The 20,857-nt window shown below is 47.0% G+C and carries 21 protein-coding genes; 10 read left to right on the top strand and 11 right to left on the bottom strand.

From position 1 onward, the window contains the following. Positions 1-99 precede the first annotated feature (99 nt). The gene (locus BMW93_RS14505) at positions 100-3,549 is read left to right on the top strand and encodes a PVC-type heme-binding CxxCH protein (RefSeq protein WP_090377704.1); all 3,450 of its coding nucleotides are present in this window, start codon (positions 100-102) and stop codon (positions 3,547-3,549) included. Positions 3,550-3,606: 57 nt separating this feature from the next. Here the strand turns inward: BMW93_RS14505 and BMW93_RS14500 are convergent, their stop codons facing one another. Further along, positions 3,607-4,116, bottom strand: coding sequence for a hypothetical protein (locus tag BMW93_RS14500; protein ID WP_143061651.1), 510 nt, complete (start codon positions 4,114-4,116; stop codon positions 3,607-3,609). Next, positions 4,113-5,171 carry an ImmA/IrrE family metallo-endopeptidase gene (locus BMW93_RS14495; protein ID WP_090377702.1) on the bottom strand — a complete coding sequence of 353 codons (1,059 nt, stop codon included), beginning with the start codon at positions 5,169-5,171 and terminating at the stop codon, positions 4,113-4,115. Before BMW93_RS14495 ends, BMW93_RS14500 begins: the two co-directional genes overlap by 4 nt. 266 nt (positions 5,172-5,437) lie before the next feature. On the opposite strand from BMW93_RS14495, the gene BMW93_RS14490 reads away from it, so the two are divergent. Then, positions 5,438-6,181, top strand: coding sequence for a ThuA domain-containing protein (locus tag BMW93_RS14490; protein WP_090377190.1), 744 nt, complete (start codon positions 5,438-5,440; stop codon positions 6,179-6,181). 185 nt (positions 6,182-6,366) lie between these two features. Here BMW93_RS14490 and bla read toward each other — a convergent pair whose 3' ends face one another. Continuing rightward, positions 6,367-7,101 carry a subclass B1 metallo-beta-lactamase gene (bla, locus tag BMW93_RS14485; RefSeq protein ID WP_090377187.1) on the bottom strand — a complete coding sequence of 245 codons (735 nt, stop codon included), beginning with the start codon at positions 7,099-7,101 and terminating at the stop codon, positions 6,367-6,369. Positions 7,102-7,186: 85 nt separating this feature from the next. Here bla and BMW93_RS14480 point away from each other — a divergent pair, with 85 nt between their 5' ends. The 4 genes from BMW93_RS14480 to BMW93_RS14465 all read left to right on the top strand — a co-directional run bounded on the left by BMW93_RS14480 (position 7,187) and on the right by BMW93_RS14465 (position 8,612). Next, on the top strand, positions 7,187-7,417 hold the full coding sequence (locus BMW93_RS14480) for a hypothetical protein (RefSeq protein WP_090377184.1): 231 nt from the start codon (positions 7,187-7,189) through the stop codon (positions 7,415-7,417). A gap of 131 nt (positions 7,418-7,548) precedes the next feature. After that, entirely contained in the window at positions 7,549-7,911 is a 363-nt protein-coding gene (locus tag BMW93_RS14475) for a DUF1304 domain-containing protein (RefSeq protein WP_090377181.1), read from the top strand. Between the two features lie 70 nt (positions 7,912-7,981). Continuing rightward, entirely contained in the window at positions 7,982-8,212 is a 231-nt protein-coding gene (locus BMW93_RS14470) for a hypothetical protein (protein WP_090377178.1), read from the top strand. Further along, positions 8,193-8,612 (top strand): putative toxin-antitoxin system toxin component, PIN family, encoded by a 420-nt coding sequence (locus tag BMW93_RS14465; RefSeq protein ID WP_090377175.1) that lies wholly within the window; start codon positions 8,193-8,195, stop codon positions 8,610-8,612. The genes BMW93_RS14470 and BMW93_RS14465 overlap by 20 nt, the downstream gene beginning before the upstream one ends. A gap of 21 nt (positions 8,613-8,633) precedes the next feature. Here the strand turns inward: BMW93_RS14465 and BMW93_RS14460 are convergent, their stop codons facing one another. Continuing rightward, the gene (locus BMW93_RS14460; protein ID WP_090377172.1) at positions 8,634-9,203 is read right to left on the bottom strand and encodes a helix-turn-helix domain-containing protein; all 570 of its coding nucleotides are present in this window, start codon (positions 9,201-9,203) and stop codon (positions 8,634-8,636) included. Between the two features lie 161 nt (positions 9,204-9,364). Here BMW93_RS14460 and BMW93_RS14455 point away from each other — a divergent pair, with 161 nt between their 5' ends. Beyond that, positions 9,365-11,605, top strand: a complete 2,241-nt coding sequence (locus BMW93_RS14455; RefSeq protein ID WP_090377169.1) for a M28 family metallopeptidase — start codon at positions 9,365-9,367, stop codon at positions 11,603-11,605. A gap of 140 nt (positions 11,606-11,745) precedes the next feature. Here the strand turns inward: BMW93_RS14455 and BMW93_RS14450 are convergent, their stop codons facing one another. From BMW93_RS14450 to BMW93_RS14435, 4 genes are read right to left on the bottom strand one after another with little or no spacing between them, the layout of a single operon-like run. Then, complete coding sequence (locus tag BMW93_RS14450) at positions 11,746-14,028, bottom strand: DGQHR domain-containing protein (RefSeq protein ID WP_090377166.1); 2,283 nt, start codon at positions 14,026-14,028, stop codon at positions 11,746-11,748. Beyond that, positions 14,025-14,843, bottom strand: a complete 819-nt coding sequence (locus BMW93_RS14445) for a Dam family site-specific DNA-(adenine-N6)-methyltransferase (protein WP_218147695.1) — start codon at positions 14,841-14,843, stop codon at positions 14,025-14,027. The genes BMW93_RS14450 and BMW93_RS14445 overlap by 4 nt, the downstream gene beginning before the upstream one ends. 48 nt (positions 14,844-14,891) lie before the next feature. Beyond that, positions 14,892-15,413 (bottom strand): DUF4411 family protein, encoded by a 522-nt coding sequence (locus tag BMW93_RS14440; RefSeq protein WP_090377160.1) that lies wholly within the window; start codon positions 15,411-15,413, stop codon positions 14,892-14,894. Beyond that, complete coding sequence (locus BMW93_RS14435) at positions 15,410-16,582, bottom strand: XRE family transcriptional regulator (RefSeq protein WP_090377157.1); 1,173 nt, start codon at positions 16,580-16,582, stop codon at positions 15,410-15,412. Before BMW93_RS14435 ends, BMW93_RS14440 begins: the two co-directional genes overlap by 4 nt. Positions 16,583-16,909: 327 nt before the next feature. Here BMW93_RS14435 and BMW93_RS14430 point away from each other — a divergent pair, with 327 nt between their 5' ends. Further along, positions 16,910-17,122, top strand: a complete 213-nt coding sequence (locus BMW93_RS14430; protein WP_090377154.1) for a SymE family type I addiction module toxin — start codon at positions 16,910-16,912, stop codon at positions 17,120-17,122. A gap of 429 nt (positions 17,123-17,551) precedes the next feature. On the opposite strand, the gene BMW93_RS14425 is transcribed toward BMW93_RS14430, so the two are convergent. The 3 genes from BMW93_RS14425 to BMW93_RS14415 all read right to left on the bottom strand — a co-directional run bounded on the left by BMW93_RS14425 (position 17,552) and on the right by BMW93_RS14415 (position 19,448). After that, positions 17,552-18,307: an MBL fold metallo-hydrolase gene (locus tag BMW93_RS14425; RefSeq protein ID WP_090377699.1), complete on the bottom strand. Its 756-nt coding sequence runs from the start codon at positions 18,305-18,307 to the stop codon at positions 17,552-17,554. 131 nt (positions 18,308-18,438) lie between these two features. Continuing rightward, positions 18,439-19,122 (bottom strand): hypothetical protein, encoded by a 684-nt coding sequence (locus BMW93_RS14420; protein WP_090377151.1) that lies wholly within the window; start codon positions 19,120-19,122, stop codon positions 18,439-18,441. Continuing rightward, on the bottom strand, positions 19,119-19,448 hold the full coding sequence (locus BMW93_RS14415; protein WP_090377148.1) for a T9SS type A sorting domain-containing protein: 330 nt from the start codon (positions 19,446-19,448) through the stop codon (positions 19,119-19,121). The genes BMW93_RS14420 and BMW93_RS14415 overlap by 4 nt, the downstream gene beginning before the upstream one ends. Positions 19,449-19,593: 145 nt before the next feature. On the opposite strand from BMW93_RS14415, the gene BMW93_RS14410 reads away from it, so the two are divergent. Together BMW93_RS14410 and BMW93_RS14405 are read left to right on the top strand one after the other, a co-directional pair. Beyond that, complete coding sequence (locus BMW93_RS14410; RefSeq protein ID WP_090377145.1) at positions 19,594-20,394, top strand: hypothetical protein; 801 nt, start codon at positions 19,594-19,596, stop codon at positions 20,392-20,394. Positions 20,395-20,396: 2 nt separating this feature from the next. Then, complete coding sequence (locus BMW93_RS14405) at positions 20,397-20,849, top strand: SRPBCC family protein (RefSeq protein ID WP_090377142.1); 453 nt, start codon at positions 20,397-20,399, stop codon at positions 20,847-20,849. Positions 20,850-20,857: the final 8 nt, after the last annotated feature.

The following is a 20,857-nucleotide window of genomic DNA, read 5'->3' as shown; positions in this document are numbered from 1 at the left end:
TGCATAATCGAATGGTGCAGAGCACCAGAATAATTGTAGCAATGGTCGATTCAAAAAACAATCCAGGTGCAGCGCACCGCAATAATTGTAATGTTAGATATGAAAAAATTATTATACGGAGCATTGTTCCTTCCCATGATGCTGCTGACCTCCTCGACAGAGCCCGAGCAGCATCCATTTAACCTCGACCCTGACGTTGAAAAGGAGCTGAAATCCTTTAAACTAGCCGAAGGCTTCGAAGTAACACTGTTCGCCGCCGACCCGATGGTCGCAAAGCCGATCCAGATGAACTGGGATACCGAAGGTCGCCTTTGGGTGGTGAGCAGCACGGTGTACCCGCATTTGAAAACCGGTGAATCGGCGAACGATAAGATATTTGTTCTGGAAGACACAGACGGCGACGGAAAGGCCGATAAATCGACCGTTTTCGCCGAAGGATTGATACAGCCAACCGGAATCCTACCGGGCGACGGGGGCTGTTACGTGGCCAACTCGACGGAAATCCTGCATTTCGCGGATACCGATGGCGACGGAAAGGCAGACAAAAAACGCCGAATCCTGAGCGGTTTTGGAACCGGCGATACGCACCATTTGATCCACACTTTCCGCTGGGGACCCGAGGGGCGGATGTATTTCAACCAGTCGATCTACATTTACAGCCACGTAGAAACACCATTCGGAATCAAACGGCTGGAAGGCGGCGGCGTTTGGCAGCTCAACACGCGCAACCTGGATATGGATGTGTACGCACGCGGGCTTGTGAACCCATGGGGCTTGCAGTTCGACCGCTGGGGTCAGTCGTTTTTAACTGATGGTGCTGGTGGTGAGGGTATTAACTACGCATTTCCAGGTGCTACATTCGTAACCGCGCCTGGCGCTGCACGTCTTTTACGCGGCCTGAACCCCGGTCAGCCAAAGCATAGTGGTCTGGACGTCGTTTCAGGCGGGCATTTGCCGGATGCATGGCAGGGCCGCATGATCACCAACGACTTCCGCGCCAACCGCATCAATAGTTTCAAACTGGAAGAACAGGGGAGTGGCTACGTTTCCAAACAAACCGACGATCTCATGTGGTCCGATAATGTGGCTTTCCGTCCGGTGGATATCAATGTAGGACCGGATGGCGCCATTTACGTCGCCGACTGGTATAACCCCATCATCCAGCACGGCGAAGTGGATTTTCACGATCCCCGCCGCGACCAGCAGCACGGCCGCATCTGGCGGATCGTTGCTAAAAACCGCCCGCTGGTGAAAAAGCCACAGCTAGCCAAAGCGACCGTTACCGAATTGCTCGAATCATTAAAATTGCCCGAAGACTGGACCCGCCTGCAAGCGAAACAGGTATTGAAAGCCCGTGGCACGAAGGAAGTGTTGCCGGCGTTGGAAAAATGGGTTGCCGGTTTGGATAAGAATGATGTGAAATACGAGCATAACCTGCTGGAAGCATTATGGTTATACCAAACACTGGAAACCGTCAATGAGCCGGTACTGCTCAATTTGCTCAATGCGAAAAGCCACAACGTGCGTGCGGCGGCGTTGCGTGCATTGGCGCTTTGGTACCCGAAAGTTTCCAACACGCCTGCATTGCTCGCGAAAGCGGTAGGCGACGCACATCCGCAGGTACGCCTCGAAGCGGTAATCGCATTACGTAGGACGAAGACGCCGGAAGCAGCGAAAACTGCCTTGACCGTGCTGGATGCGCAGATGGACGAATTCCTGGACTTTGCATTATGGCAAACGGTTCGCGAGCTGGAACCGGTGTGGGTATCGAAGCTGAAAACGGACGCTAATCTGCTTGGCGACGCGAAAAAGACGGCCTATGCATTGAAATCGGCCACCAGCGCAGATGCTGCGGCATTGCTGACGGGTTTATACCAAAAAGGCCAGGTGCCGGAAGAGTATCAGAAAGATGTCCTCGCATCGATCGCCCGGCTCGGTCAGCCTGCCGACCTGAATATGCTCCTCGACCTCGCAGTTCAGCCTAACAACAAAAACGCCGCCGCACAACTCGCGGCATTGGAAGAAGCAGGTAGCCAGCGCAAGGTTATCCCAAACAAAAATACCGAGCGCATTGCTTCGCTGATCGGCAACGACGATGAAGCTGTCAGCCTCAGCGCCATTCGCCTGATCGGCCTTTGGAAAATATCATCATTGAACGACCGGTTAACCAGTCTTATCCAGAGTGGCAACCCGGCTACCAAAAAAGCCGCACTCGGTGCATTGGGTGCCATCGACAAACCGAAGGCCCTGCAACTAGTAACCGAGCTGACCGGCCCGAAAAACACGCCGGAAGTACGCATCATCGCGGCTTCGCAACTGGCTGGTCTGGACGAAAAAGAAGGTGCGCGGGTGAGTGCTGAACTCATGCGCTCCCTGCCTGCGGATACGGATGTTTCAGAGCTCTTCCTCGCATTCATTCCTTCCAACTCGGGCGCCGCGGCACTGGCCGACGCCATCGCCGCGAAGAAAATCCCGGAAGCATTTGCGAAGCGCGGCCGCGTACTTGTGCAGCAGCGTGCCGGCTGGACACGTCAACTTATCGACGAAATCGCGGCATTGAAAAAGGCGCTGGAAGATTCCGGTGGCGCAATGCCTGCACCGAAAATGCCACAGGATCTGGATGACAAAACGATTGAAGGCCTCGCCAAGCTCGCGCGCGAAAAAGGCGATGCAGCGAAAGGAGAGCTGATTTTCCGCAAAGCCGAGTCAAGCTGTACGACCTGCCATGCGATTGGCGGTGCGGGTGGTCTGATTGGGCCGGATTTGAGCAGCCTTGGAACGAGCTCACCTGCGGAAACCATCATTAAATCGATCATTTACCCGAGTGCGTCTATTAAAGAAGGTTATGACCTGAAACGCGTCGTGAAGAAGGACGGCTCCGAATTACTGGGTTACCTGGCTTCCGACGGTGCCAACGAAATCGTGATCCGCGATGTGACGGGCAAGGAAGTTTCCATTGCCAAGAGCCAGGTGCAGGTCATGGAAAAAGTACCAGGCTCGCTGATGCCTCCGGGCCTCACCGCCAGCCTCGACCGCGACCAATTCGTAAACCTGGTCGCATTCCTGACCAAACTCGGCGAACCGGGCGACTTCCGCGTGCCCGCGACGCGTTACGTGCGCAGGTGGGAGAATATCAGTTTGAGCAAAGAATTGGCTTCCAAATTCACACCGGGAAGTGCGACATCAGCGGGCAAAGGCAGGGTAAGTGGCGTTCCGGTTTACAGTAAAGTCTCCGGTGAACTGCCGATAGATGAGCTGGTTGAAATCAAGAACAACGCGGGCAAATCATATAGCGTGGTCGGTTTCGAAATCGAAGCATTAACCAAAGGGCCTGTAACCTTCGCTTTAAGCAGCACCAACGGCATCACAGCTTACAGCGGTGCAAAATCATTGAAAGTGAACGACGGCACTATCACCGCCGACCTCAACCAGGGCATTCAGCCTATTACGCTCGTGATCGACCGCAGTGTGGTGCCGGGTGGTGGGTTGAAAGTGGAATTGAAGGATGTGAGTGGCGGAGCACAGACGCGGTTGAAGGTGGGGAGGTAGGAAGTTCTTTAAATTTGCTTTACATGGCCGATGCTCTCAAACGTGCACCGGCCATTTTTACGTTTTCCAAGCCTTGATTCTTTTTCTCATTTCAGCGATCAACTCGATATTGTTTTGGTAAAAAAGATTCTTCGTTATTAGCCACTCAATCTTGGTTACCGCATCCAGTGCACAGATTATCTCCGATTCTACCAATTGATCCAGAATCCAAAGGATACCATGATATTCGATACCGAGCCGTTTCGCATAATTACGTACCGCTCTGTCACTGCTTAACACAATTGCGCCCAGTTTTCGAGCCGTAAATAATACAGTCTTATCATTTTCCGACAGTGCTTTTGGAAAAGTTAAAGACAGGATTTCCCTACGTTCATCTTCCACGATGGAATGAATAGTCAATTTAGAACGTCGTTCAAATCCATGTAAAATGGCAGCCTGCTCACTAAGGACCTCATTAACAACATCAACAGTAGTATGCATTTCACATGGCAGCTCGAAAAATTGTTCAGTTAACCCGAGATCATGGAGCTCAATAAAAATGCATGCATCTGTGACAGCGATTGTCATGCCACAGTCATGCATAATTCATGGAACTCGGCTAATCTCATATTTTTCAATGCCGCTGCTTTGGACAATGATATCTGCTCTTCGGCAATAGCTCTGAAAAGAAGTTGGTCAAAACGAAAGGAGCGTTCCACGCCTTCGTAGGCGACCGGCTCCCGGCTTTTCCAGCCCATGTCTTCAATCATTTTGAAAAATTGCCGGGCAAAATGCTCGCTGACAATTTTGCATTCAACAGCACGCCGCACGATTGCCTGCATTGATATCCCGTACTGCTTTTTAAGTGCCCCCAACTCCTGCATGGATAGCCTGTTTCGGTGCGCTCCCAATTTTTCTTTCAAAACGGTCTCAGGCATTAAAGCAGCCGCTGCAAATTGGTGACAAAGGATTTCCTTCTGCTTTTCATTGATATCCCCAAATTGCAAGAGCAAATGCCCCAATTCATGTAGCAAAGTAAAGCGGATACGATCCGGCTTGCCACGCAGATTTTTGTTGTATGCAACCACAGGAAGGCTGTCATTCACCCAGGTCTGCATCCCATTAAAATGGGTGTCAATGTCGATCTCTACCACTTTTATATGCATATCTTCAAGGAATCCAGCGATATTCACTACCGCGCTGTTCCCAAGGCCCCATTGTTCCCGCACCCTGCCTGCAGCTCTGCACACATCTTCAAAGGAGGCTACAACGCCAAAATCTTTCAACGGATTTACAAAATGGTTTTCCAACCCCAAAATCTCCTCCAATTCCAGGTATCGGGATAGATATTCACGAGCTTGCTCGATGATCCGATTTTCGTCCCGTGCCGACAAGTTTTGCAACTTGCGGTACTCCAACGCTCCCAATTCGATCCGGGTATCCCGGAAAAAATAATCTGGCCGCACCCCCATGATTTCACACAGAAGTCCTATCATCTCGCTGTTGGGCGTTACTTCTCCTTTTTCATAGCGGTGTAAGGCCTGTCTGGTTATTTTGTTTTCCAGCCGAACGGCGAGATCCTGCAACGATAGACCTGTTCGTAGCCTTGCAGATTTGAATCGGGTACCAAAAAGCGGATTCATAGCATTTGCATATTTGATGGTTGACAAATTTATAAATTTAACATAGAATGTCAACCAGCTCTTAACCGCCATTTATCCTTCGGTGCCTTTTTTAATCTTTCGGTATTACGTAATATTAAAATTCGACTCACTTTAATGTTAGCACAGACAATGGCGTTAGAGCGGGCATTTACTTCTAGAATTGATCGATCGGAGCACACCCAAGCAGTAAATTTCCCACCTCACTTGTTTTAAATACTATTTCCATCTATTCCCAAATTACAATCATGCTCAAAAAATTACTGGCCCTGGCTCTTGTGATCGGAAGCGCGGTTACAGCGCATGCACAGCAGTTCAAGGCGTTGCTTTTTACTAAAACTGCTGGTTTTCACCATGTTTCTATTCACGAAGGCGTGACAGGGATCAGAAACCTGGCGTCGAGGCATAATTTCTCGGTCGATTGGCAGGAGAATGCCGACGTTTTCAATGACAAAAGTCTGGCTAACTATTCGGTAGTGATTTTCCTGAATACGACCGGCGATATCCTGAACGATACTCAACAGGCGGCACTTGAAAAGTTCATCAAGAGTGGAAAAGGCTGGGTAGGCATCCACGCCGCGGCTGATACGGAATACGACTGGCCATGGTATGGCAAGTTGGTAGGCGCCTATTTCAAAACCCACCCTGCGCAACAAACCGCTTTCCTGGACGTAAAGGATAGTAATTTTCCCGGCCTGGAACGTTTTCCCAAACGCCTGCTATGGACCGACGAATGGTATGAATACAAAAAGCCATTGAACGCCGACGACCTGAAAGTTCTGATCACGATCGACGAAAAGACCTACGATCCTAAAACCAACCAGGGCACAGGCATGGGCGACCACCCAATGGCCTGGTACCACAACTACGACGGCGGCCGCGCATTTTATACCGGGCTGGGTCACATTGGTCTGGTTTACTCAGATCAGTCGTTCCTGGATCACCTTTATGGTGGTATTTACTGGGCAGCAACAGGAAAAGGTTTGAAATAGGCAAGACCGCTAACTAAAAGGCCGCACAACAGGCCACAGCGTGGCACCTGTTTGTAGCCCATGTGGTGCCAAATAATGTTTCAGCTCCGTAGGAGCTTCCTTATGCGCTGGCAAAGGAAGCTCCTACGGAGCTGAAACCGTTTTAATTCAACCCGGTTGCTACAAACAGGGAACCGCGCTGCGGTCTATTTTTGAGAAAACAGTTTTATTGTGTAGTCAAGTAATGCGGTGTCACCGATTTTCCCGTGGCCGGGTATGACTACTTTCACATCCGGATATTGCGCTTTGATTTTCGTCACCGTCGCGGGCCAGGCTTGCTCGTTCGCATCCGCGAGGTTGCCTTTTGTCGCATCCACTTCCTTGATCAGGCAGCCGCCGAACATGACCTTTTCGTCGGGGAAATAGCCGATGATATTGTCCCGCGTATGGCCTTCACCGTAAAATGCGGCTAGCACTTTCTTTTTGCCAACTTTCAGGTCGAGCCGATCGTCAAAGCCTTTTTGGGGAACGGGAAATTTTCGCTCCTTGTCGAATGCAATTGTCTCATTCCTAGCGTATGATGGGATTCTGTGCTTGTGAAACGCCTTTAAACCGCCCACGCAATCCTCATGAAAATGCGTTGCGATGACTGCTTTTACCTTGCATTTCAAACTATCCTCCACCCACCGGATCACCTTTTCCGAAGTAGCGTCGTCTACCGGTGTATCGAAAATCACCGCTTCGCCGCCATCGAAAACAATCAGGCCGTTGCATGGGACTTTTCCGAAGCTTTCGGTTTGGAGGTAGGTAAGGTGTGAATAGGCGTGGTCGCTAATCTTTTGAACTTCAAGGTCGTCGCTTTTGAAGCTTTTGTCTTCCGTTTGCGCGTGTGTGCATATGCATGTGAGCAGGAATAGGCAAGAAAGGATGTGCTTTTTCATCAATAATTGGTGAATAGAAGTGAATGCGATTGAAGATGGCAAGATAAAGGAAATTGCTATATTTGGATACATAAACTGTGAAACCATGACGAAGCAAGCAATCATTGAACGGACTTTAGAGGCCATTAATCAGCTTCCGGTAGACAAGGCGGAGGAGATTTCCGATTTCGCCGATTTCGTCCGCAAGCGTCATGAGGAGCAGCAGCTGATCGAGGGGATACAAACACTTGTTGAAACCAGCGCCGCATTTGATTTCCTGAAAGAGGATGAGGAGATTTATTCTGTGAAAGATTTGAAAGAAATATACAATGGTTAAAGGAGATATCGTGTTAATTCCTTTTCCATTTACAAATCTGGCCGGAAGCAAGTTGCGACCTGCAGTCTCCAAGTTGAAGATCTTTTCAACTCCCATAACATTGATGACGAAATATATCAGACACTAAACCTATGCAAACACTCGGAACCATCCTAGTCGCCCTCGTCGCGTTGGAACACCTTTACATTCTCTACATCGAAATGTTTGCCTGGGAAACCAAAGGCAAGGAGACCTTCAAAGGCTCACTTGCCCCCGAACTCTTCAAACCAACCAAAACGCTTGCTGCTAACCAAGGCCTTTATAACGGCTTTCTTGCCGCGGGCCTGATCTGGTCGCTGTTTATTGAGGAGCATCACTGGCGGTTTCATATTCAGATTTTCTTTCTCACATGCATAATCGTCGCGGGGATTTACGGGGCTGTGACGGCTAGCAAGAAGATATTTTACGTGCAGGCGTTACCGGCGATTGTGGCGTTGGTGGTGTTGCATTTTTGAAGAAGGCCGCACATGCTGCGATGAACGATCTTGCCTAAAATTTCCTTATATTCGGGTAAACAGAAAGGCTATGAGGACATTGAATGTTTCAATTTCAGAAAATGAGTACAAACGACTAGGCTTGAAAGACGAAAGCCTCACTTTTTCGGAGCTTTTCAATTTGGTCAGCAGAGATCTGATACGCCAAAATCTCGAAAGGTCTGTTGAGTTAGCAGAAAAATTGGGTCTGTCGGATATGACGATGGATGAAATCACCGAGGAGGTGAAAGCTGTACGCACACATGCAAAAAGTAATCATTGATACAAATGTCTTTGTATCAGCACTTATTCAAAGAAGTTACCCCTATCTAATTGTCCGTGATCTCTTCATCGAGGAGAGAATTCAACTTTGTATCTCCGACGAATTACTGGCAGAGTACTATGAAGTTCTGTCGCGACCAAAGTTTAGTAGGTTCCCGGACTTCTTCATACGAGCCGAGGGGCTTTTGGCAGATATCGATAGAAGAGGCGTAAAATATTATCCCACAACGAAGATTAATCTTATTGCTGATCAAGATGATAATAAGATACTGGAATTGGCTTCGGAGTGTCAGGCCGATTTTATAGTCACTGGAAATACAAATGACTTTACGTTTTCGGAGTACAATGGTACGCGGATTTTAACTCCCAAGGTATATTGGGAGGAAACAACAATCGCGTGACTTCATTCTGTTGGCTGAAAATCAGGAGATAATCTTCAACCCCATCCCATAAGAATCTCCCTCGCCACGCACGATTTTGAAGTGGTTGATGAGAATGAAGACGGTGTTCAGGAACGATAGCAGGAACAGGAAACACACAACCAGCAGCGGGTTCAGGATAAAACGGCCCGCGAAGACCGAGAAGATCATGGCAATGGCGAGGCCGTAGACAATGATCGACCAGGTGATCTGGAAGTTCAGGATCCGCTTGCCAAGTTCCATCACGCCGGCGACGCGGTGGCGGTTGTAGAGCCATAAGCCGAGTGGAATCAGGACATTGCCGAACGGCACGAGCCAAAAGCCCAGTGCGGATATGTTCAGGATTTTGAGGAGTGTGGTGTCTTCGGCCAGGGTCGGGGTGAGGCTTTCCACGGGTACGTCGAGCGCCTGGGCGAGCAGCCGGAGCGTTTCGCCGCGCGGGATGGTGTCGCCGGCTTCGATGCGTTGCAATGTGCGCAGGTTAATGCGGGCATTTTCGGCCAGACTTTCCTGCGAGAGCCCCTTCGCCCGTCGGAGCGTTTTGATTTGTTCAGAGATGTTTAGCTTGCTCATATTGAAGTTGTTTTGAACAAATTTACCGATTTGGGAGCGGGAATGATAGCGGCATTTTTACGGCATTTGCATGTAGTGGCATATTATCCGGTATTGTCCCGCATTGTTTCCGTTCGTTTACTATATTTAGCCCTATCAAAAAACCTTTTCACTCCGTTCCCATGCGACACCTTTTCAAAAAGACATTCATTCCGGTATTATTCTCAACCCTCGCCGCAGTGCCATCGGAAGCCCAGCAACTCATGGGCTTTGGGACGGAGGCGGCGAGGAAGGAACTGGACCTCGAAGCAACTTTCGACAAACACCTCCAAGCCAACAACCTCCGCGACTGGATGAAGCGGATGACAGCCTATCCGCATCAGCTTGGCTCGACATATGGCCTCAATAATGCCCTTTTCTTGCGTGATAAGCTCGTTTCCTGGGGTTTTGAGGCACGGCTCGATACGGTTCATGTGCTTTTTCCGACGCCCAAAGTACGGATTCTTGAACTTACCGAGCCGACTAAATTCAAAGCCGCATTAACTGAAAAACCATTAAAAGAAGACGGAACTTCCGCGCAGACGAAGGACGTCTTGCCGCCTTACCATGCCTTTTCGGCCAATGGCGATGTGACGGCCGAGCTCGTGTTTGTCAATTACGGCGTGCCCGATGATTATGAGGAGCTCGCCAGGCTCGGCGTGGATGTGAAGGGCAAGATCGTGATCGCGAAATATGGCGGGTCGTGGCGTGGTATCAAACCCAAAGTGGCTTACGAGCATGGAGCGATTGGCTGCATTATTTATTCCGATCCGAAGGAAGATGGCTATTTCCAGGGCGACGTATATCCCAAAGGGGCATTTAAAAATGAGTCGGGGGTGCAGCGTGGGTCGGTGGTGGATTTGCCGCTCGCGCCGGGTGATCCGCTGACGAACGGTTTTGTGGCCGATGCTGAGCATAAGCGCCTGTCGGTGGAAGAGGCGCCTGCGATGATGAAGATCCCCGTGCTGCCGATTTCGTATGGCGATGCCTTGCCCTTGCTCAAAGCATTGGGCGGTCAGGTGGCGCCTGCTACGTGGCGGGGCGCGTTGCCGATAACTTACCACGTCGGTCCGGGGCCGGCGAAGGTGCATTTGAAACTGGAATTCAATTTCGATATCGTGCCCTGCTACAATGTGATCGCGACGCTGAAAGGCAGCGAGTTTCCCGATCAATGGGTGATCCGCGGTAACCACCACGACGCCTGGGTGTTTGGCGCGGCCGATCCCGTGAGCGGGGCCGTGGCCGAGCTCGAAGAGGCGCGGGCATTGGGCGAACTGGTGAAAACGGGCTGGAAACCGAAGCGTACCATCGTCTATTGCTGGTGGGACGGCGAGGAGCCGGGTTTGCTGGGCTCGACGGAATGGGTGGAAAAATACCAGTCCATATTAAAGGAAAAAGCGGTTGTTTACCTCAATTCCGACGGTAGTGGCCGCGGATACCTGGGCGCAGGCGGGTCGCATACGCTCGAAAAATTTGTGAACCAGGTGGGCCGCGACGTCACCGATCCCGAGAAAGGCACGAGTGTGATCGACCGCCTGCGCTCGCGCACGATCCTGAACGGCAGTCCGACCGCCAAACAGGAGGCCCGCGCCCGTGCCGACCTTCGCATTGGCGCACTCGGTTCCGGTTCCGACTATACGCCGTTTATCCAGCACCTCGGCATCGCCTCGCTCAACATCGGCTATGGCGGCGAAGATGCCGGCGGCGATTACCATTCCATTTTCGATTCGTACGACCATTACACCCGCTTCAAGGACGGTGAATTTGTGTATGGCGTAGCGCTCGCCAAAACCATGGGCCGCTCCGTACTCCGTTTCGCCAACGCGGATGTGTTGCCATTCGATTTCAGCAACTTCGCCAACACGGTGCAGGTTTATGCTTCCGAGGTAAAAAAGGAGCTCGAAGCCGCCCGCACGAAAGCCGAAGACCACAACAAAACCCTCGCCGAAGGCCGTTTCGAAGCCGCCGCCGACCCGAAAGACCCCTTCGTGAAGCCAACCCCGATGTCGGTAGCCCCCTACCTCAACTTCGCGCCGTTGGATAATGCATTGGTGGCATTGGAACAAAGCGCCAAAGCCTACGCCTCGGCTTCTGCAAAACTGGCTTTGCTTCCTGCGGATAAGTTGAAGGAGTTGAATGAGATTTTATATAAAACTGAAAGGAAGCTGATCCATGCGGATGGGTTGCCCCGCCGGCCCTGGTATCGGCATCAGATTTATGCGCCGGGTTTTTATACGGGGTATGGGGTGAAGACTTTGCCGATGATTAGGGAGGCGATTGAGCAGAAGAACTGGAAGGAGGCTGAGGAGGGGATTTTAAGAGTGAGTGGGGTTTTGGAGGGGTTTGTGAAGGAGGTTGAGCGGGCTGTGGGAGTGGGAAGGTGATACTGTAAGTTGTGACTAATCAAAAGAAACGCTCTCGTCTGATAAGTGTAACTATAAGCTACACTTATCAGACATATATTAAGTTTCATAACGTTTATAGGTGGTCGTGAAAAAGAAATTGTGGCCTAGAAAGATTCGCTCTAAAGTACCCCAGCCAACCAGTCACGAATTTCTTCGATAAAAGATAGTTCATCATTAGTGACATAATATGTATGGGAGTTTTCATTTCGCAACCTATTTAGATCTAAAAGCCATTTAGTTTTTGCCTCTTTCCCGCCTGATATTTTCTTTTCTGTTGGTCTGGTATATATGTCTTCAAAGAGTTTTTGCCAATTTTTTAAAATTACTTCACGATATTGAATGAGATGAAGTTGATCCCAAGGGTGCTTTTCTTGTTCCTCATCCTCAATTTCTCGATTTTTTGCAGCTGCTAATGCATTGGCTTCTAAATATATTTTTTCGGGCACGCCCTTTTTAAACCATGACTTGCCAAATTCGTCTTCAAGTTTCTCCCTTATGGCCTTTTTTAAGTATATGCTTTCAATTTCACGAATAAGTTTAAAAGCCAACTCGTTATTTTCCTTCTCCTCCTTTTTTAAATAATCTTCCAATCCTTCGTAATGTATCTCAGGATACTGATCTTTTAATGATATTTGTAAGGTTCGCCAGTATTTGACATCACCCGATGTACCATACGCGGTTTTGAGTTCCGAAACTTTCGTTTCACTAATTGTATTGAAGAAATTGACTAGCGTGTCTAGGTATGAGACTGATAACTGGTAAAGTTTCTTCACAGGAGTGTAGTCAGTAGCAAGCTTTTCTTTATAGAGGTGATTTACGATATCATTTAGTATCATTAATATTCCATAGAATCCCTTGTTCATTAAAATAATGTTACCCTCTTGGTTCCATGTGGTGCCAACCCCTTCCTTCAAATAAGTGAAACAGCTTGTGAGATATTCGACCAGATTGTCAAATGCTTGCTGTAAATTTCCATTGAAAAATGTGCCCCTCCTTTCGATTTCCCTAGCTTTGACCTTTCCTAGAAAGTCACTCTTCGATAAACTAATTCCGATTTGTTGCGTAGAAATGAGCTTTTTGTCTTCTCCAATCGATATCTTATCATACAGTGGCGACAACCTATTTTCACCGAGACTAATAGCTATTCTCGATTTTAGTGCTCTTATCTGATCAACATAGCTGTCGGAATCCCATAAAAGATCAGCATCTAATGTATTTCGAAGATCCTTTGAGACAGGTTTCTGATTCTCATTTATTTGCATGAATAGCTTTATTTGTTCAGATCTTTCTAGATTTATTAAAGCTACAACCGGAATAGTATTGGAAGACTTATACTTTGAATTTGCATAACCATATAGCCTGTGTTGACCATCAATTATAAATGCAGACTTGTACTTCTTCGGAAGATGCAAAATGCCAATCTTTGATATAGATTCTGTTGGTTGATTACTACTCCGATCAAACCGCAAAGGCCTTTTTTTGTCGGTTACTATGTTGATTATCATAGAATTCGGAAAGTACCCCTTTTCGTCGTCAATAAAGGTCTGAATGTCTTTAAGTCTTGACTTTTTTATTAAGCGCTGATAAGTTGGCATCATATTTTCATGTGCCTTGTTTCTATGCAATATATAGCCAATTTTTAAAAGCTTCTCTGGTTCGATTGAGAACGAATAATATGTGTGACCACCCATCTTTCCTTCAATGGCCGGTATGAGATTGTCAAGATCAGGTATTTCTTGGCCTTCAAACAAGGCGCCAAGAAGTTGGTATCTTGAGGCATCCCCGATTTGATTGACTAGCTGGTAATAATAATCAATTACTTCCTCAGAGAAGTGAATACAACCAAGGGAATTTAAGGATTCTAAGTCTATCTCAGATATGCCAATGTTTCTGGTAGCCAGAATGAACTTAATCTTAGGTTTAGTGCCTGGGAAGAGGGAATGGATCGTATTTATTGTCCCTCCTTTCGCCGTTTTCAGCCGATTGAGGTACTCTCCTAAGTCTACAACAGAATTTTCACGAGCCGATATGCATTCAATTAAAATGATCGATTCGTCATCTTTTGCAAATACATTTAGGCGATTTGTTAGGCTCTCATCGCGCTTGTCGTAAGGTATCTCAATATGCTGATCCTTATTAATGCTTTTAAATCCGAGGAGAGCAAAGAGCGCCCAAACCTTATCTTCGAAGTAGACGTCATTAGGTTTTGCCTTCGAAATTTTGGTCTTTGTTTTCAGTATAACATCAGTTTCCCATCCATCTCTTTCTCTCTCTTTCAATAAAGAAGAGTTGTTAGGGTGACTTTCCTTGTAGGTGTCTAGTTTCCTAATTCTTAGCTCCTTGTGGATTTCACTATCCTCTATGAGGTTTGATAGGAAGTAGTCTCTGAATTCCCTCGTCATAAGTTTGTGTTAGTAAATATTAATTCACTTGTATGGCCTCGCCCAGCCTTTAATCCCCCAATTAGGCTTGCTCGATTGAACCTAAGCATCCTATCTTCGCTGGCAAAAATTTCCTCTACTGTTGGGTGTGCTGCGTTTGTTAAAATATAAAAGGCTCCTTTTGCTCGTATCTGCTTGATCATTTCTTGAAGTCTAAGTTGATCATCGTAGGAAAACAACTTTTCGTTATATTTTATGAAACCGTTCTCATTATGCGATACTGTATACGGCGGATCGAGAAAAACCAAATCATTTTCATTAACGTTGGCAAGCGTATCAAAGAAATCTGAATGAAATATTTCAGCGCTTTGAAGCGCTCTTTGGGCGCTGAGAATTGCATGTTTTTCTAGAAATCTTTTTTTTCTAAACCCAAAAGGGACATTATAGATTCCTTTCAAGTTTACACGATATATTCCATTGAAGGAAGTTTGATTTAGGAAAATAAATCGCGCGGCTTTCTCAATGTAACTGTCGAACGACTTTGACCTTATCTCATAATAGAATGTTTCTGTATTTACATATGTTTCGAGTACTTCTATTACATATTTTGCTTCGTCTCTAATTGCGATATATGTGTTGATTAGGTCAGAGTTCATATCGGACAAATAGGAGCGACCGGGATTAAAGTAAAAGAATGCAGCCCCTCCACCTAAAAATGGCTCATGATAAGTGCTATAATCACTAATTTTAATATTATAAAGATGTCTCGTAAGCCAGCTCTTGCCCCCCGCCCATCTTAAAAAAGGTTTTGCATTATTTTGCTGTAAGAAGTTCAAAATTTAGTAATTTATTTTTTCTAGTTATACGTTAGTTGTCGTGAAGATTTAGGTTCGACTCATTCGCGACGCCTTGCAGAAAGACGTCATGCCGATTTCCTCAACCAATTTAAAATCATTTATCCAAGGAACGCTCATGTTATCACAAACATTGGGAATTTTAACTTTACTTGTATTTGAAGCTGTAATTTTTTCCTCCTTGGTCACGACCGTGGCACCTTCGCGCATTGCATGAGCAATAACCCAAGGATCAGCCAGTGATCTACCTTTCACGTTGTCCACAAGTGAAATATGAATCGGATTTGCAGCCCAAATCGCGTGAAGACAATGAACCACCTTTTCATCCACATTTTTGATTTCAATCCTACTTTGTTTGAGCCATTTGCATAGGTCGTCGTCGGTGCGAATAATTTCTTCATAGACAGCCTCCGGAATAAAAATTCTCCCCGCACCTCCAAGTTCATTTAGGACATCCCAATAGCTCGGGCAAAACTTCGGCGAATAATAGAAGTTCCAAGCCTGGATCAGCACATTGGCGTCCAGGCAGAACTTTTTGGTTGCATTACTCATTTATGTAACTGGGCTTCTAAGTTGTGAAAGTGATTGATTTTCACGTTGAGTAGCGAACTTGCCTGAGTTGGTTCAAGGCTGCCGCCACGAAAAGCGTCCAGAACGGTTTGAGTAAATAATCGGCTGTTTTTCTGAATTTGTAATAGATAGTAGCTTGGCCCGCTATCGCTCTCTTTTTGTTTGGCTCTTTTTGCTTCTTGCTTGATAAGAAAGGCCTTGAATTCTGCGTCTGCTGCCATTTTCAAACTCTTGTAATGAACAAGCGAGATCAGGTTCAAATTCAATGCTCGAACGAGCAGCGCAAATGAACTTACGCCGAATGTTTTTGCGACACTGAAAACTTGCGACGCAGATTGAAAGACGTGGCTGCCTAGGTTTGTTAACAATCGGCTAGGAATCAATGCATTCGCTGCTACTTCGTTACAGAATAATTCGACCGGATGTAATTCGTCGGCCTTCTGGAAACCTGGTTCAACATCGGCGGAGATTCCCGTAGCCGCAATCCAAATGTGGGCTAGCTCGTGAACAAGCGTAAATAGCTGAGGTGCGGCCCAATCTTCGGAATTGATGAAAACAAAAGGCGCATGAGGATCGGCGATGGCAAATCCTTGCAGTTCATCACTATCTAAGGTCAGATGCGAGTTTATAAAGCTGGTTCTCGAAATGAAAATTCCTTTCGCTTCTGCTTTGTCGATCCATTCCTTTATCGGATTTCCAGTGACGTATTTGCCCGGAGAAATGGAAAGCGTGTTCAGAATGTCTTGCGCGACGTCCGCAGGATTATCTTTGATGGTAAAGCGACCGACAAAAGGAAATTTTGCTTCGCTATTTTCTCTGTTAGTCTCGCTGATCCAGGCTTGTTTCTGCTGAATTTCGCGAATCATGAAAACGGAACCGGTGCTTAGTGATTTCGAATCGCTTCGGCGGAAGTCTTGCAGTGGTTGAAAGTCCCGTGGAATGTCGGGGAGAAAGAATAATGCGAATGGCCTTTTGTAAGCTTTTGCCAAAGTTTGGGCCTGTTTGATTGTTGGTTGGCTTGCTCCTGCCTCCCATTCCAACAATCTTTCTGCCGGAACATTGACCTTTATTGCTGCTGTTTCCGCTGTCATTTTCGCGGATTCGCGGGCCCATTTAAAAACGATAGGTGTGATATATGCCTTGTCTGCCATGAAGTTTGAGGAAGGTATTTTAATGTTGTTAAGGCAGGATGCCCCGTGCTCTACTCTTTTGGGATGCTGATCATATTAAGACAGTTACTTTGCGGCAAAGTGGCATATTAAAGTGTTTAGATAAAAAAAAATATCCCAAAATGGATTATTTTTTACATCGAGGAGCTTTACACAAAACTATAATTATTTAGCATATTATGTAAATTAATTAGCAGATTACATCACATTCTGTATTCATAATAGATTGTTTTACAGTCAGTTGTTTGATTTGGAGTTTTCGTTTCCAGCGTTTTCTGTGTTAATATTGCCTTGTAAACATTACAAACTATGACACACGAAAAAAAATCTTCCAACCCCACCCAGCGGCAGCTAACCGTCTACCGAAAATACGTCCCGCGCGCATGGTACAAGTACGCTGTGATGCCCGAGATCAGGCTCTGCGGCAAATGGCTGCATGAAGCAGGTTTTGAATGCGGCGACGAAGTGACGGTGCGGTGTTTTGGGAATAAATTGGAGATTACGTTGAATCCGGAAGAGTAGACCGCCTTCGGCTCCGAGCCCCCATGTATTCGACTGATTTGCCATCGGAATTGCAGCCTGACACGGTATCGCATTTGCCGGGCAATTACGCCAAATCGCGTAGCGATGTAATTTTGGTAGGAAGATCAAAGGAATAGATAATCGGTAATCCCGGCAGGGATGCAACAACAGAAACCTGCGATGCTTGTCTCTTGCGTGGTTGTTTCATGCCCCGGGGGCATTGATTATCGTTATTCCTTTGATCTGCTACCTATATTTCATGCCTGACGGCATTGCTACAAATATTGCGGCGCTCTGCGCCTTTTTGCTCACAGGATGCGCAGTGTGTACGGCGCTAACTTCACTCGTGGAGGCGTAAATTGGTAACATCGCCCACAAAAAAATCCCTCCGGAGATCGAAGGGATTTTTTTGGATTATCGAAAGGCAACTTATTTCACCGTATACCAATCCCTAACCCGCACATCAATCTTGTTATCCTTCTCATTCACCAATTTCTTAAACGCCTCGGTATCGCTAAAACCATTCTGGCCACGGTAGTGATAAGGATAAACCACCTTCGGTTTGAATGCCAAAACAGTAGTGGCAGCCTCGTTAATATCCATTGTGTAAGGCAAATTCATGCAAACAAACGCCACATCGATGTTTTTCAGCGCTTTGATTTCCGGAATGCCCGATGTGTCGCCGCTGAGGTAAACCGATTTGCCGCCCAATTTGAGGACATAGCCGTTACCGCGACCTTTGGTGTGGCGTGAATCTGCGGTTTCGGGGAGGTTGTACATTGGGACGGCGGTGATGCTAATGCCGAGCTTTTCTGTGGTCTGGCCGTTGGCGAGGACGGTGGTTTTGGCTTTCAATGCGTCGGACATTTTATCGACTACGGCTTGTGGGGCGACGATGATTGTGTTCGCCAGATCGAGGGCGTCGAGCGAGGCCGGGTCGAAATGGTCGCCGTGGATGTCTGTGATCACGATCAGGTCGGGTTTGGCGATGCCTTTGAAGGTTTTGTCGCCCTGGTAAGGGTCTGCGTAAATGGTTTTGCCGTTCCAGGTCAATGCGAGCGTGGCGTGGTTGAGCGGCTGGATTTTGAGCGGACCATTGGAGGTCGGAATATCGTCAGGTTTGGGAAGTTGGGCCCAGCAAAGCGAGACCGTGAACAGGAGTAAAAGTGTGAACGTAGTTTTCATCATGTGTTTCATTTTTAGTTGATCAAATTTAGGGTTCTGCTGCTCTTTTACAACTTTCCCATGTTAAATGTTCAACCAAATCGGGCTCTTCGAACTATAAAATACCAGTTTGCGGCGGTAGTTGGCCGTTATCAGTTCAATTTGAAACCCATTTCGAGGGACAGTACGCCATATTTTTCGGTTTTCGCTTTCGCCAGCTCGCCGCGTAGCCGGTTAAACGGTCCGATGTCATAACGGAGATTGATCACCATCCTGGGAAAGCGGTACGATAGTTCGACAGGAATGACCGGATGAATAGTTTTGTAATGGTGGTTGGAAATGAACGACTTTTCTGTTGGTTCGCCATAACCATAGATGGCCGGGGTTCGGGAGAATGATGCGAGGAGGAACTGCGCGCCAATTCCCGCGCCTAAGGAAAGCTGGTCGGCCAAATGATAGTGAATTAGACCGTTCAGGCCCGCCAGATAATCGGAACCACCCGCCTGAAATACACCAATATTTTCTCCCACTGCACTTTTTAATTCTATCGGATCATCCCAATAAGACACTTTGGACAGATAGCCGTGCGCTTTCAGCTGGAAATCGGAGGAAAGCTGCCGGAGCAGGAAACCGCCGGTACCAACCCCTCCCAGCAGAAATTTGGGACTAGTTTCCTTGTTATATCCGAGAACAGGATAAACGGATTTTTGAGACCCGCCGCCGGGAACATATATATTGATATTGGCATTCAAAAACCATTCGGTTGAAGCCTGCTGCGCATTTGCGTGGAAGGCGAGGAGCAATGCCGACGCCCAAATCATCATTCGCGCTTTCATAATACCATGAATTTTTTAGTGTAAACCGACCCGTTCATGCGAAGTACTGCGTGAAATGCACCCGTTCCAAAATCTGTGACCGAGATTACAAAGTCGTTGGTTGGGTCTCCTTCGGGTACACTGCCTTCGTAAACGACTTCTCCCTCAGGGTCGAAAATTTGCAGCGTAAATTGAGCCTGAATGTCATTTTTTACATAAATCCTGATTAATTCTCGACTTGGATTCGGATAGGTGACTAATGTCAGAACCGGCTCGGCTTCTATTTCAGGAGGATTATTGCAGCTCCAAAAAAGCGCTGTAAAAAGCAAAGCGTACAGATATTTCATGCGGAGAAAAAAGGTCTAGGTTTCAAAAAGTGTAGCAAACCGATTGGCTCAAAGTTAACAAGACATTCGACGGTTACAAATCGGCTATTATTTTTTGTCCCGGTTGAAAAGATCTGATTAGCTTGCAGCATAATCGTTTACTACAATGACGCAATATGTTAAAGTGGCGCCCGGGATCTGCCGGCTAGTATTTTGTATCACTTCCATACTGATAGTTTGTAACAGCGGAAACGGAGCCCTGGCCCAGGAGTTTGTTGTAGCGCCATTTAATTTTAATATCCAAAATGGCTTTTACACGCCCGCAAGTACGAATGCGAAGGCGCTGGCGGAAGTGAAAACGGAAATTCCGCCGCAGACTTTCATGCAAAAGCCTGATCCGAATTTATCGCTCCTATATCCGCAGTCGGGCGGTATTTTACTTTTTAAATCAAAGAATTTGAAAGACTTAACCAATGTAGCGGGCAAGCTGACCGGCCCGTCTATGGCTGTGGTTGATACCATTTTTTACAATCAGGTTTATGTCCAGAAAAGTGCTAATGGCGAAGACTATTCTTTTGATATGTGTTATGCTTTACTGATTGACGGAAAGCGCTACTATACCGATTTCCGGCCGCACAATTTTGTCTATTTTCGCTATCCGCTGGTATATCACAAGCAGCTTTTAATGGTGGCCGCGCAAGACATGGGCTACGATGTGTATGCCGACAAAGGCTATCCCGAACATTTCCACATCGCCGTTTTCGACCTGCAAAATGGCGGGATCAAAACCCGTTTCGTGAGCGAGGAATTACCATTTCATTATGGCAACGAGTTTCTGGATGAGAGCGACAATGTGATCACATCGGAGTACAAAGACGCCGATCGGAGTTTTCGTATTGAAATTAAAGGACTTAATGAGACCTACAAAGGTGTCTGGGACGGGAAGGAATTAAAGCATTTGAAATAAGAATGGCGACTATCTATTTAACTACGTCGATCCGCGCTCCTATAAATGCATGTTTTGACGCCGCACGGAGCGTAGATGCGCATTTGTCATCAGCAATAGGTACAAATGAGAAAGTGATTGCCGGGAGAATGACCGGGTTATTCGAAGCGGGCGATATCGTCACCTGGGAGGCCCGACATCTCGGTATAAGGCAGCGGCTCACCGTGGAAATTAGTCGAATGATCGAACCGACATTTTTTGAAGACAAAATGCTGAAAGGCGCTTTCAAAAGCATGCGTCATGAACATCATTTTGCCGAGGAAAATGGCTTGACGATAATGACAGATCTATTTCAATACGAGACACCGTTTGGTATTTTAGGTGCGCTTTTTGATAAGTTGTATTTGGAGAGTTATATGAGAAAATTCTTACAGAAGAGGAATTTGCATTTAAAACAGGTGCTTGAAGGAGCTTAACTGGTTTT

This window comes from Dyadobacter sp. SG02 (assembly GCF_900109045.1).
Lineage (GTDB): Bacteria > Bacteroidota > Bacteroidia > Cytophagales > Spirosomataceae > Dyadobacter.
The sequence above is the reverse complement of the archived record's forward strand: the minus strand, read 5'-3'. Positions and strand labels throughout refer to the sequence as shown.

Coding starts and splice junctions, on each gene's coding strand:
- BMW93_RS14505 (WP_090377704.1), top strand. CDS start 100: ATGAAAAAATTATTATACGGAGCATTGTTCCTTCCCATGATGCTGCTG.
- BMW93_RS14500 (WP_143061651.1), bottom strand. CDS start 4,116: ATGACAATCGCTGTCACAGATGCATGCATTTTTATTGAGCTCCATGAT.
- BMW93_RS14495 (WP_090377702.1), bottom strand. CDS start 5,171: ATGAATCCGCTTTTTGGTACCCGATTCAAATCTGCAAGGCTACGAACA.
- BMW93_RS14490 (WP_090377190.1), top strand. CDS start 5,438: ATGCTCAAAAAATTACTGGCCCTGGCTCTTGTGATCGGAAGCGCGGTT.
- bla (WP_090377187.1), bottom strand. CDS start 7,101: ATGAAAAAGCACATCCTTTCTTGCCTATTCCTGCTCACATGCATATGC.
- BMW93_RS14480 (WP_090377184.1), top strand. CDS start 7,187: ATGACGAAGCAAGCAATCATTGAACGGACTTTAGAGGCCATTAATCAG.
- BMW93_RS14475 (WP_090377181.1), top strand. CDS start 7,549: ATGCAAACACTCGGAACCATCCTAGTCGCCCTCGTCGCGTTGGAACAC.
- BMW93_RS14470 (WP_090377178.1), top strand. CDS start 7,982: ATGAGGACATTGAATGTTTCAATTTCAGAAAATGAGTACAAACGACTA.
- BMW93_RS14465 (WP_090377175.1), top strand. CDS start 8,193: ATGCAAAAAGTAATCATTGATACAAATGTCTTTGTATCAGCACTTATT.
- BMW93_RS14460 (WP_090377172.1), bottom strand. CDS start 9,203: ATGAGCAAGCTAAACATCTCTGAACAAATCAAAACGCTCCGACGGGCG.
- BMW93_RS14455 (WP_090377169.1), top strand. CDS start 9,365: ATGCGACACCTTTTCAAAAAGACATTCATTCCGGTATTATTCTCAACC.
- BMW93_RS14450 (WP_090377166.1), bottom strand. CDS start 14,028: ATGACGAGGGAATTCAGAGACTACTTCCTATCAAACCTCATAGAGGAT.
- BMW93_RS14440 (WP_090377160.1), bottom strand. CDS start 15,413: ATGAGTAATGCAACCAAAAAGTTCTGCCTGGACGCCAATGTGCTGATC.
- BMW93_RS14435 (WP_090377157.1), bottom strand. CDS start 16,582: ATGGCAGACAAGGCATATATCACACCTATCGTTTTTAAATGGGCCCGC.
- BMW93_RS14430 (WP_090377154.1), top strand. CDS start 16,910: ATGACACACGAAAAAAAATCTTCCAACCCCACCCAGCGGCAGCTAACC.
- BMW93_RS14425 (WP_090377699.1), bottom strand. CDS start 18,307: ATGAAAACTACGTTCACACTTTTACTCCTGTTCACGGTCTCGCTTTGC.
- BMW93_RS14420 (WP_090377151.1), bottom strand. CDS start 19,122: ATGAAAGCGCGAATGATGATTTGGGCGTCGGCATTGCTCCTCGCCTTC.
- BMW93_RS14415 (WP_090377148.1), bottom strand. CDS start 19,448: ATGAAATATCTGTACGCTTTGCTTTTTACAGCGCTTTTTTGGAGCTGC.
- BMW93_RS14410 (WP_090377145.1), top strand. CDS start 19,594: ATGACGCAATATGTTAAAGTGGCGCCCGGGATCTGCCGGCTAGTATTT.
- BMW93_RS14405 (WP_090377142.1), top strand. CDS start 20,397: ATGGCGACTATCTATTTAACTACGTCGATCCGCGCTCCTATAAATGCA.